We start from the raw sequence: 11,414 nt of genomic DNA, 5'->3' as shown, positions 1-11,414 counted from the left end.
TCCTGTCTCTCATCGTCGTGTGCCGCGCGCGGCGTGGCGGGCGGCCAGGTATCCGAAGGTGAGGCCCGCCCCGACCTGGCAGCCGGCTCCGGGGTACTCGGACGCCATGATCGAGTCGGCGTCGTTCCCGCAGGCATAGAGCCCGGGGACCGGCTCGCCCCGGTCGTCGAGGACCCGGGCGTCGCAGTCGGTCCGCAGCCCGAGGGCGGTGGCCAGCGGGGTGGGGACTACGGCGATCGCGTGGAAGGGAGCCTTCTCGATCGGGCCGAGGTTGACGTTGGGGGTGTGGTCGGGGTCGCCGTACTGGTGGCCGAAGGGGCTGCGTCCCTTGCCGAACTCCTCGTCCACGCCGGTGCGTGCGTAGCGGTTGGTGTCGGTGACGGTGCGTTCGAGGCCGTCGGGGTCGACGCCAATGGCGGCGGCCAGTTCACGGACCGTGCGCCCGCTGTGCAGGTAGCCGGCGTCGGCGTACCGCTTGAGTCTGGCCGCGGGCAGGTGCGGGCGGATCATGCCCAGCCCGTACTTGGCCAGGCCGGCGGAGTCGATGACGAGCCAGGCGGGGACGGTCGGCACGGACTTGTGCGCGTCGTACATGGCGCGGGTGAAGCGGTGGTAGGAGACCGACTCGTCGACGAAGCGGCGTCCGGCGGCGTTGACGGCCACGATGCCGGGTTTGGCCCGGTCCCAGATGTGCGGGAAGACCGCGGTGGACCCGTCCGGGCGGCGGCCGATGGAGCTGGGGAACCACAGGGCGTTGTCGTCCCGGGGTTCGCCCAGCGCGCCGCCGACAGCTCGGGCGAGGGCCTGGGTGTCACCGGTGGCGCCCTCGCCGGCGCGGGTGAACTGCGGTGTGGGCTTCGGCAGATACCGGTCGCGCAGTACCGGGCTGGCGGAGAACCCTCCGGCGGCGAGGACGACACCGCGGCGGGCGGTCACCCGGACCGTCTGTCCGCGGTGGGAGACGACCGCACCCACGACCCGTCCGGTGCCGTCGGTGACCAGTTCGGTGGTGCGGGCGGTGAACCACACGTCGCCGCGGCGCCGCAGGAGCTTGTGGTAGAGGTTCGCGACGAGCGCGTTGCCCATGGCGAGCCGCGTCCCGCGCGGATACGCCAGACGGTCCGCGGCCCAGCGGGCGCCGAGGCGGGCGGCGACCGCCATGCCGCGCACCGATCCGTCGAAGATGCTCAGCAGCTGGTTGACCTCGGGGCGGCGGACCATGAGTGTCCCGTTGAAGAGCGCGAACTCCGGTACCGGGCGGCGGATCCTGCCGAAGCGGGCCCTGCCGAGAGTGCGGCCGTCGAAGGTCTGGGGTTCGAGGGCGCGGCCGACCGCGGAACCTTCGATCTCGGGGTGGTAGTCGACGACGGTCGGGGAGTGCCAGAAGCCGACGCCGATCCGGTCCAGGTAGTCGATCGCGGCGGGGCCGTGGGTGAGGTACGCCTCGCGCAGCTCGCGGGGGGCGCGGTCGCCGACGAGGGAGTCCAGGTAGCGGCGCGCGGCGGCTGTGTCCGCGGCCGGGTCCCGCTGGTGGCGGTGGCCGGGGATCCAGCAGGTCCCGGCGGAGTAGGCGGTGGTGCCGCCGAGCCACTCCGTCTTCTCCAGTACGAGGACGGAGAGTCCCTCCTGGGCGCCGACCACCGCCGCGCCCATGCCTGCCGCGCCGGAGCCGAGGACGAGGAGGTCGACTTCCTGGTGCCGGTCCCGTTCGATGCCCGTCGTTGAGCTGTCGGTCGTAGAGCTGTCAGTCATGGATCGGGTCCGTCCTGGAGGCCGTGAGCGCCGACAGGTGATCCCGCATGCGCGCGAGGTCGGGGACGGCGCCGGTGAGCAGGGCGAGGGTCATGGCGGCCTGCGCGACGAGCATGGCGCCGCCGTCCAGGACCCGGCAGCCCTCCGCGTGCGCGGTGGCCAGCAGGGCGGTCTGCAGGGGCCGGTAGACGACGTCGGCGACCCAGTGCCGGGGGGTGAGCGCGCGGGTGTCGAAGGGCAGTCCGGGGTGGCCTGTCATGCCGATCGGGGTGGCGTTGACGATGCCGTCGGCGCGGGTGAGCGCGGCCGGGATCAGTTCCGGGGGCAGGTTCGTGATCTCGGCGTCCGGGAACGCCGTCGTAAGCCTGGCGGCCAGGGCCTGGGCGCGTTCGGTGTCCGCGTCGGCGATCTCGACCCGTGCGCCGGTGCCGGCGAGCGCGTAGGCGACGGCGGAGCCCGCTCCCCCGGCGCCGACCACGACGACCCGCTCGGAGCGGATGTCGGGCAGGCCGTGGCGCAGACCCGCGAGGAAGCCGCTGTGGTCGGTGTTGTGTCCGACGAGCCGGCCGTCGGTGACAGTGACGGTGTTGACCGCGCCGAGGGTCCGCGCGTCGGGCGAGAGGTCGTCCAGCTGGCCGAGCACGGCCTGCTTCACCGGGTGGGTGACGTTGAACCCGGTCACGCCCCGTCGCACGGCGTCCCGCAGCCGCCAACCCGGTGGCAGACGGTCGAGGTCGAGGAGGGTGTAGGTGTAGTCGAGGCCGAGTGCGACGGCCTCCCGTTCGTGCAGCGCGGGCGAGAGCGATCCCCCGATCGACGCGCCGACCAGGGCGATCCGGTGGCGGGCCGGGGCAAGTGTGTCAGGCATGGGTGTCCACCGTGGTCAGGAGATGGCGCGCGCCTTGCAGGGTGCGCTGCGCGACGGCGAGATGGGTGAGGCGGGACTGGAGTGCGGCGTGCGGGATCTCGACGCTCAGGGGGGTCCCGGCGGGGGCTGCGGCGACGAGGTGAGCCAGCGGCAGCTCACCCTCGCCGATCAGCTGCCGCTGGACGCGGGCCTCGGTCTGGAGCACCGAACCATCGGCCGACATGCCGAGCGGCAGGCTGGCGGGGAGGTCCAGGTGGTCGGGCGCGGTCAGCGGGCCGTCGCACAACTGCAGACAGGGGATGAGATCGGCGTCGAGCGCGCGGATGTCGTCGAGCGTGCTTCCACCGCGCTGGATGTGCAGGGCGTCGAGGAGCACGGCCGCGCCGGCGGCCGTCGCGATCCTGGCGGCCTCGGTGACGGTGCGCACCGGCTGGTAGCTGATGGGTTCCAGGGTGGGCCGTATGCCGAGCGTCGCGGCGTCGGCGGTCAGGGCGGCGAGCGTGTCGGTCAGGCGCGACCGGTCCGGGTCGGCGCCGACGACGCTGACCGTGCGGGCGCCGAGGGCGGCGCCCGCTTCGAGGGCGGGCCGCCAATGGCCGGCACCGGTGTCCGGACGCAGGGTCAGGAACTCGATGTCGCGGACGTGCAGGCCTGTGTCGTCCAAGCGCTGGAGCGTCTCGCGCGACATCGGGGAGCCGGGCTCCATGGGGTACTGGCGCTCGCCCTCGGTGGCGGCGTTGACCCGGATGCCGACGAAGTCGTACCCGGCCTCGGCCGCGGTGCTGACGAGTTCCGGCGGGCTGAGCCTGAGCAGGGTCAGGTGGGCGAGCCCGATGAGCGTCATGCGGCGGTCTCCTCGTTCAGGGTGGGGACAGGTTCGGGGCGGCCGGAGGCAGCCGACGCGTAGGCGGCGGTCAGGATCGCCAGCGACTTGCCGGCCTCGCGCCCGGTGACGGCGGGCGGGCGGCCCTGTCGGACGGCATCGGTGAAGTCGGCGACGAGCAGGGCGTGGAACGGTGCGAGGGCGCCGTTGATCCGGGACAGCGGGAGGTCCGCGGTGAGGCCGGTGCCGAAGGGGGACTCGGCGGTCTCGGCGCCGGGGACGGCCCACAGGTCCATCCGTGCCTCGCTGCCCTCCGGGTACTCGGTGAATCCCGCGCTCGCGCCGGTGCCTCCCGTGACGAGCACCCGGGTGCCCAGGCCGGGGGTGAGTGCCGTGGACGCCGCGAGCGTGGCGAGGCCACCGGAGGCGAACCGCACGGTGGCGACGGCGGTGTCCTCCACCTCGATCGCCTCGCCGTGCCGGAACGTGCTGTGTGCGGCGGATACTGCGACGGCTTCGCCCATGTACCACTGGAGGAGGTCGATGTTGTGGACGGCCTGGGTCATCAGGACTCCCCCGCCGTCGGCCGCCCACGTTCCGCGCCAGGTGTCAGCGGTGTAGTACGACGTGTCGCGGTGCAGGAGGACCGAGGTGTGCCCGAGGACGGGGGTGCCCAGGGTGCCGTCGTCGATAGCTGCCCGGATCCGCCGGGCGACGGGCCAGAACCGGCGCTGGAACGCCACTGCCAGGGTCACTCCGGCCGCCTCGCACGCGGCCACCATCCGGGCGGCGGCGGCAGGTTCGGTCGCGATGGGCTTTTCGCACAGTACGTGGACGCCGTGCGCGGCAGCACGGGTGACCACGGCTTCGTGGGTGGGGTGCGGTGTGCAGACGCTGACCAGGTCCAGGCCGAGGCCGAAGAGGTCGTCGGGGTGGCTCGCCACGGCGCCGTACGGGCGGGCGAACCTGGCCGCCCGGTCCGGGTCGACGTCCGCGCAGGCGATCAGGTCGACTCCGGGCAGGTCGCGGTAGGCGGCGGCGTGGTTGCCGGCGACGTTTCCGCAGCCGATGACGGCCGCGCGCAGCGCCGTTCCCATCAGAGCGCCTTGGAGGCGCCGGCCCGCAGGCCCGTCGCGGTAGGGGCAGGCTCCGCCGACCGGTCCTCGCCGAGCTGGGCAGTGGGGGTGCGGAAGGTCTCCGGGCCGGTCAGCGCGGCGAGGGCCGAGGCGAGGGTGAACGCGGCGCACAGCCAGGCCACCGGCGTCCAGTTCGCCTGGTCCCCGGCGGTGAGGGCCGTGGCGAGCAGCGGGGTGAACCCTGCGGCGAGCAGGCCGACCATCAGCCCGATCGCCATGCCGCTGTAGCGGACGCGGGCCGGGAACTGCTCGGGGAAGTAGGCCGGGTAGACGCCGTTGGGGGCGGCGTAACACAGGCCGATCAGCAGGACGGCGGAGACGTAGATCCAGGGCACGTTCCGTGTGCCGATGGCGTGGAAGAAGACGAACACCATGACGGTGACCCCGACGAGGCCGGCGACGAAGACCGGTTTCCGGCCGATGCGGTCGGCGATGATGCCGTAGAGCGGCTGGGTGAGGACGGCCACTCCGTTGGCCACCGAGATGACGGCCAGCATGGTGGGCTTGGAGATGCCGGCGACCTCGGTGGCGTAGGCGAGTGCGAAGACGTTGACGATGGTGTTGACCATGGCGAAGGACGCGCAGACCGCGATCCGCAGCACGGTCACCCAGTGGTCGCGGAACAGTTCGACGACGGGTGCCTTGGCGGTCTCGGCGGTCTCCTGGAGCTCTGCGAAGACCTCCGGTTCGTGCAGAGAGCGGCGCATCAGGTAGGCGACAGCCGTGACGGCGATGCTCAGCCAGAACGGAATGCGCCAGCCCCAGCTGAGGAGCTGGTCGTCGGGCAGGGAGGCGATGGGAATGAACACCAAGCTGGAGACGACGATCCCGAACATGATCCCGCTCATCGTGAAGCTGGTGAAGAACGCCCGGCGCCCGTCGGGCGCGTGCTCGACGGTCAGTGAGCTCGCGCCCGGGGACTCGCCGCCCGCGGAGAGCCCCTGGAGCAGCCGGAGCACCACCAGGAGAATCGGCGCGGTGACACCTGCCTGCCCGTACGAGGGCAGGCAGCCGATGAGGAACGTCGACCCGCCCATCAGCACCAGCGTGAACATGAGGGTGTTGCGGCGGCCGAGCCGGTCACCGAAGTGACCGAACAGCAGCGCGCCGAGCGGGCGGGCGACGTAGGCGACGCCCAGCGTGGCTATGGACATCAGTGCACCCGTGGCGCCTGCGTCAGGGAAGAAGACCTTGTCGAACACCAGCGCGGCGGCCGAGCCGTAGATGAAGAAGTCGTAGTACTCGAGGGTGCTGCCCAGGAAGCCTGAGAACGCGGCCTTCCTGGGGTCGTTGCGGGTTCCGGAGGAGGTGCTGCCCGGGTGAGGGGCCGATGCCGCTGCGGACATGGGCGATCCTTTCGATCCGGCGTCGTCGACGGAGATCCGGTCCGGGGCGGTGAGGCCCGTACGTGGTCCGGTGGGGGTGTCGACGACAGTCCCAGGCTCGAATATGCGCCGTCCAATACTTAATTGAACTTAGACTTTGTATGCGCTCCACATAATCGCGCCTGAGCGCCGGCCTTCCTCACGTCTCCGGCGTCGGCAGCACCTCCTCGGCGACCTCCAGGACGGCCCGCAGTACGGGCGAGGGGTTGCCCTCCCGCCATGCCAGCGCGTGGTCCATGAAGGTCGGCTCGTCGCGCAGCGGCACGAACACCGAGGCCGAGGGCATGATCCCCGCGACACAGGACGGCATGAGCGCGACACCGACACCGGCCGACACCAGGGTCAGCACCATGTACGGGTCGGTGATCTCCTGGACCACCCTCGGCCGGAACCCGGCCTTCACGCAGGCCTGAAGCGTCAGCTCCTGCAAGGCGGAACCGGCCGTGGCCGGTGAAGCGATGAAACCGTCGCCGGCCAGGTCGGCGAGGTCGATCACGGACTCCCCCGCCGCCGGATGATCGACCGGCAGTGCGGCACCGAGGGGCTCGCGGCCGATCAGTCGCGTACGCACCGAGGAGGGGGCGATCGGCAGACCGACCAGGGCGATGTCCAGGCCGCCCTGCTCCAGTTGCTCGATGCCGTCGCGCGTCACGACCCGCGCGGTCAACGACAGCGTGACCTCGGGGTAGCGCTGACGGACCGCCCTGGTCAGCGGCGGCAGTGTGAGGTGGTTGAGAGCACCGGAGAAGCCGACGGAGACCGTCCCGTACACCTCCCCCGAGGTGGCCCGGGTCGACTGCCGCCCCAGCTCCAGCTCCTCGAAGACGCGGTGGGCGTGCGGCAGGAAGGCGTGCCCGGCCGGGGTGAGCGCGACACTGCGGGTGCTGCGGTCGAACAACTGCTCCCCGAGTTCCTTCTCCAGCTTGCGAATGGTCTGGCTCAGCGGCGACTGCGCGAGCCTGAGCCGCGTGGCGGCGCGGCCGAAGTGCAGCTCCTCGGCGACGGCGATGAACGCCTCCAGCCAGCGGATCTCCATGTGCAGAACCTCCCCGACGACAGGGCTTGCGCTGCCCCGCCCTCTACATGTAGTCACTTTTAAGCACAGTGAAGCGCAAATTATATCTCGAATATTACATAGTCCTGGATGGCGAGGCACACAGTCGCCCAGGCGTAGGAGGGACAGCACCGTGACCACTCGAACTCCCCCGACCGCTCCGGCGCACCGGTACGACGTGGTCGTCGTCGGCTCCGGAGCAGGAGGTCTCGCCACGGCGGTGACCGCCGCGCACCACGGACTGCGGGTCGTGGTCCTCGAACGCGCTGCGGTCTGCGGCGGCGCCACGGCCTGGTCAGGAGGGTGGATGTGGGCGCCGGGAAATCCCTTGGCGCGGGCCGACGGGGTTCAGGAGGAGACCGACACGTTCCGCGAATACCTCCGCGCCGTGCTCGGCGACCACTACGAACCGGCGCGGATCGACGCCTTCCTGGCCGCCGCTCCCGAGATGGTGCGCTTCTTCCACGAACGCACCGCACTGAACTTCGTGCCGGGTGCGAAGATCTGCGACATCTACGGCGATCTCCCCGGAGCCGGCACCGGGCACCGGTCGGTCGGCCCGGCCCCCACCGACCTGCGCCGGCTCGGCGACGACGTCGCGCGCCTGCTGCGCCGCCAGTTGTACGAGACCTCCCTCCTGGGCCTGGGCGTCATGGCCGGACCGGACCTGGCCGGCTTCCTCGCCGCGTCCCGCGGTGACGTACGCGGGCTTCTGCACGCCACCCGGCGCGTCACCCGCCACCTGTTCGACCTGGCCACCAAGCGCCGCGGGATGCAGCTGGTCAACGGCACCGCGCTGGCCGGCCGGCTGCTGCGCTCGGCCCTGGACGCCGGCGTCGACATCCGGGTGTCGACCGCCGTGACCGATCTGGTCCAGGAGGACGGCCGCGTCACCGGCGTGGTGGCGGCCACCGCCGACGGCCCGGTCCGGCTCACGGCGGCACGCGGCGTGGTCCTCGCCACCGGCGGCTTCCCGCAGGACGAGGCCAGGCGCCGCGCGCTGTTCCCACGCGGGGAGCAGCACTGGAGCCTCGCCCCCGGGGAGGCCGACGGCGCGGGCGCCGCACTGGCCGAATCGGCGGGCGGGCGGCTGCGCACCGACCTGGCCTCTCCGGCCGCCTGGTGCCCGGTCTCCCTGTTCCCCTACCGCAACGGCCGCACCGGTGTGTTCCCGCACATCATGGACCGGGCCAAGCCCGGCAGCATCGGTGTGCTGCGCACCGGGCGACGGTTCGTCAACGAGGCCAACGGCTACTACGACTACGTCGCGGCGATGATCGCGGCGACCCCGGCCGGTGAACCGGTCCATGCCTGGCAGATCGCCGACGCCCGGTTCGTCCGCCGCTACCCGCTGGGCATGGCCAAGCCACGGCCGGTCCCCCTCTTCCCCTACCTGCGCAGCGGCTACCTCCGACGGGGCCGCACGCTCGAGGAACTCGCCCGCGCCTGCGGCATCGACCCGGCCGGACTCACCGCGACCGTCGAGGAGTTCAACGAGGCGGCCCGCCGCGGTGAGGACCCCGCCCTCGGCCGCGGATCGACGCCGTTCAACCGCTACGGAGGCGACGCGTCGGTGACTCCGAACCCGTCGCTCGCCCCGTTGGAGAAGGGACCCTTCTACGCCGTGCGAATCGTTCCCGGCAGCTTCGGCACCTTCGCCGGCCTGGCCACCGACGAGCACGCCCGCGTCCTGGACGGCCAGGACGCCCCGGTCCGCGGCCTCTACGCCGTCGGCAACGACCAGGCGAACGTGATGGGCGGCCACTACCCCGCCGGCGGGGTCAACCTCGGGCCCGCCATGGCCTTCGGCTGGATCGCCGCCCGCCACCTCGCCGATGTGCGTTCCGAGCGGGGGGCAGCCGCGTGAGCTATCCCAAGGACGTGCTGGCCCTGGTGACCGGCGGGGCCGGCGGCATCGGCGCGGCGACCGCCGCGAAACTGCGCGCCGAGGGCGTACGGGTCGTCACCGCCGACCTCGCTCCGGGCGCGGACGAGCGGCTCGACGTCACCGATCCCGCGGCGGTCGCCGCCCTTGTCGACCGGCTGGGGCCGGTCGGAATCCTCGTACACAGCGCGGGCGTCGTGGGCCCTGCCCGTCCCCTCGCCGAACTGGACCTCGAGGCGTGGCGCACCACCTTCAAGGTCAATGTCGACGGAACCTTCCTGCTGTGCCGAGCCGTCGTACCGGCCATGGTGAACGCGGGCTGGGGCCGGATCGTCACTCTGGCCAGCATCGCGGCCAAGGACGGCAACCCCACGCAGAGCGCCTACTCCGCGTCGAAGGCGGCCGTCGTCGCACTCACCAAGTCCCTGGGCAAGGAATTGGCCACGACCGGTGTACTGGTCAATGCCGTCGCACCCGCAGCCGTCAGCACACCGATGAACGCGCACACCGACCCGGCGGTGCTCGCCCGCTCCCAGTCCTTGACGCCCATGGGCCGCTTCGGGCGGGCGGAGGAGATCGCCGAGCTGATCGGGTGGCTCTGCTCGGAGCAGGTCAGTTTCTCGACGGGCGCGGTCTACGACGCCAGCGGAGGCCGGGCGACGTACTGATCCGCCAGGGACCGCGGTTGGCGGGGTGGGCGCTGGTGCTGCCGCCTAATCCCTGCGGGTGCAGGGAGCACGCCCGGAGGATCTGCCCGGGCAGGCCGGGGGAGGGACCATCCCCGCGGGTGCGGGGAGCACGTTCGCACGTCCGGTGAGCGGCGCCTGTCCGGGGGACCATCCCCGCGGGTGCGGGGAACACACGCATTCCTCGGCAAAAAGCGCCGTGTAGTCGGGACCATCCCCGCGGGTGCGGGGAACACACCCGGCGAGTGGCCAGGTGAGCGAACCGAGCGGGACCATCCCCGCAGGTGCGGGGAGCACTTCGGCCCGTTCTCCGGGCTGGGCATGAGCTGGGGACCATCCCCGCGGGTGCGGGGAGCACCCGTCGCCGCCCCTGCTTTCCACATTGACCCCGGGACCATCCCCGCAGAGGCGGGGGAGCACCGAATGATCGACTCGACGCCACCCTTGTAGTCGGGACCATCCCCGCAGGTGCGGGGAGCACTGCATGGCGCCGGTCATGAAGCCGGACGGCACAGACTATCCCCGCGGGTGCGGGGAGCACGGATCCTCCACACCGGCGATGCCCGCCCGAGCGGGGCCATCCCCGCAGGTGCGGGGAGCAACCGCCGAGCCCGGCCGCATGTACCGAATCAAGGGAGCACGAAGAGCTGTTCCGCCCCTGGGGCACCGTCACGCCGGAGTTCTGGGCCTCCAGCACGAGACCCCGCCGGAGTAGGCCGTGGCTCGCATCCCCCAGGTCTTGCGCGGCCGCCTGACGAAAATCGCCGCGAAGGCTGCCTCCGGGCTGCTCCCAGACGCCGCGTGGATGGCATACCAGCTCGATACGGAGGTCACCGGCGAGTACGGCCCGGAGCATCTCAACACCGTTCATATCCGGGAGGTCCGCGCACACCTGGCCTATCTGGCGGGCGACCACGCGACCTCGCTCGGGTGGTACCTGCACACCGCCCGGCTGCGGGCCACGATCCAAGGGCCGGATCACCCCGAGACCGAAGAGGCCACCCGCCGGGCCTACAGCCTCTGGCGCACCGTCCCGGACGCTGACGCGCCGGCGCTGGGCACCGAGGTTCTGGGTGCGGTCTCCGACATCCACGGGCCCGAGGCGGCAGTGGCTCGTCGGACCCGTAAGCGACTTCAGGTGCTGACCGCTACGCGTGAGGCCAGAGGCATCACCTGAGCTACCCCGCACCTGCCTTGTCCACAAAGGCCTCGTCATCCACAGGGAGTTGGGGCTCTCGCTGGACCCGGTGCCACGATTTCCGTCAGCCACAACCCGCGACGGACAGAACGAAGAGGCCACTCATGAACACCGCGATGAACGCTCTGGACGCAGCTCTGGGGTCGGCAGATCCGGCCACGGTGCTGGCCGGCGCCTGGGAGGCACTGGATCTCGGCGGACAGGTGGCCGACGCCGTCACCTGGGACGAGGCCGGCGACGAGCTCTGCGCACTCATGGCAGCACAGGAATGCCTGGCAGCCCGCTCTCTGCTGCCGCTACCCGAAACCGGCTGCCCGCTCGTCCTGGAGGCGAGCGATATCCAGGCCGGTCCCGGCGGCCTGGATCCCTATGTCGCCCTTCTGAAAAGGGCACATCGAGCACTCGCCGACCTCGCTGAACAGGACGTCCAGCTCGGTGAAGCCGCCGAGCACGCGGCTGCCGCCGCACGTTCGCTGGCGGCCGTCAGGGGGTAGTGATGGCGACGCTCGACGAGCTCTTCGACACGGCCGGGGCAGGCTCCGGAGGGCAGCGGCAACGCCCTCGTCGGACCGGCCTGCCACGGCCGGTCAACTCGACCAGTTCCTGTCCGCGCTGACCGATCCCCTA

The 11,414-nt window shown here is 71.9% G+C and carries 10 protein-coding genes; 4 read left to right on the top strand and 6 right to left on the bottom strand.

Annotation, left to right across the window (positions count from 1 at the left end):
* Positions 1-9: 9 nt before the first annotated feature.
* From ACIP63_RS34460 to ACIP63_RS34435, 6 genes are all read right to left on the bottom strand, one after another.
* A complete protein-coding gene (locus ACIP63_RS34460) occupies positions 10-1,752 on the bottom strand; it encodes an FAD-dependent oxidoreductase (protein ID WP_401523856.1) in 1,743 nt (580 codons plus the stop codon).
* The gene (locus ACIP63_RS34455; protein ID WP_401523853.1) at positions 1,745-2,620 is read right to left on the bottom strand and encodes a shikimate dehydrogenase; all 876 of its coding nucleotides are present in this window, start codon (positions 2,618-2,620) and stop codon (positions 1,745-1,747) included. The genes ACIP63_RS34460 and ACIP63_RS34455 overlap by 8 nt, the downstream gene beginning before the upstream one ends.
* Positions 2,613-3,464: a TIM barrel protein gene (locus ACIP63_RS34450; RefSeq protein WP_401523850.1), complete on the bottom strand. Its 852-nt coding sequence runs from the start codon at positions 3,462-3,464 to the stop codon at positions 2,613-2,615. Before ACIP63_RS34450 ends, ACIP63_RS34455 begins: the two co-directional genes overlap by 8 nt.
* A complete protein-coding gene (locus ACIP63_RS34445) occupies positions 3,461-4,540 on the bottom strand; it encodes a Gfo/Idh/MocA family protein (RefSeq protein ID WP_401523847.1) in 1,080 nt (359 codons plus the stop codon). The genes ACIP63_RS34450 and ACIP63_RS34445 overlap by 4 nt, the downstream gene beginning before the upstream one ends.
* Positions 4,540-5,925: an MFS transporter gene (locus ACIP63_RS34440; protein ID WP_401523844.1), complete on the bottom strand. Its 1,386-nt coding sequence runs from the start codon at positions 5,923-5,925 to the stop codon at positions 4,540-4,542. Before ACIP63_RS34440 ends, ACIP63_RS34445 begins: the two co-directional genes overlap by 1 nt.
* Before the next feature lie 178 nt (positions 5,926-6,103).
* A complete protein-coding gene (locus ACIP63_RS34435; protein WP_401523842.1) occupies positions 6,104-7,000 on the bottom strand; it encodes a LysR family transcriptional regulator in 897 nt (298 codons plus the stop codon).
* Between the two features lie 151 nt (positions 7,001-7,151).
* Between ACIP63_RS34435 and ACIP63_RS34430 the strand changes: the two genes are divergently transcribed.
* The 4 genes from ACIP63_RS34430 to ACIP63_RS34415 all read left to right on the top strand — a co-directional run bounded on the left by ACIP63_RS34430 (position 7,152) and on the right by ACIP63_RS34415 (position 11,281).
* Complete coding sequence (locus tag ACIP63_RS34430; protein WP_401523839.1) at positions 7,152-8,885, top strand: FAD-dependent oxidoreductase; 1,734 nt, start codon at positions 7,152-7,154, stop codon at positions 8,883-8,885.
* On the top strand, positions 8,882-9,571 hold the full coding sequence (locus ACIP63_RS34425; RefSeq protein WP_401523836.1) for an SDR family NAD(P)-dependent oxidoreductase: 690 nt from the start codon (positions 8,882-8,884) through the stop codon (positions 9,569-9,571). Before ACIP63_RS34430 ends, ACIP63_RS34425 begins: the two co-directional genes overlap by 4 nt.
* Before the next feature lie 823 nt (positions 9,572-10,394).
* Positions 10,395-10,766, top strand: a complete 372-nt coding sequence (locus ACIP63_RS34420; protein WP_401523834.1) for a hypothetical protein — start codon at positions 10,395-10,397, stop codon at positions 10,764-10,766.
* 125 nt (positions 10,767-10,891) lie between these two features.
* Positions 10,892-11,281, top strand: coding sequence for a hypothetical protein (locus ACIP63_RS34415; protein WP_401523831.1), 390 nt, complete (start codon positions 10,892-10,894; stop codon positions 11,279-11,281).
* Positions 11,282-11,414 lie beyond the last annotated feature (133 nt).

It is taken from the genome of Streptomyces sp. NPDC088746 (assembly GCF_044751065.1).
GTDB lineage: Bacteria > Actinomycetota > Actinomycetes > Streptomycetales > Streptomycetaceae > Streptomyces.
This window is presented reverse-complemented; position numbering and strand designations above follow the sequence as displayed.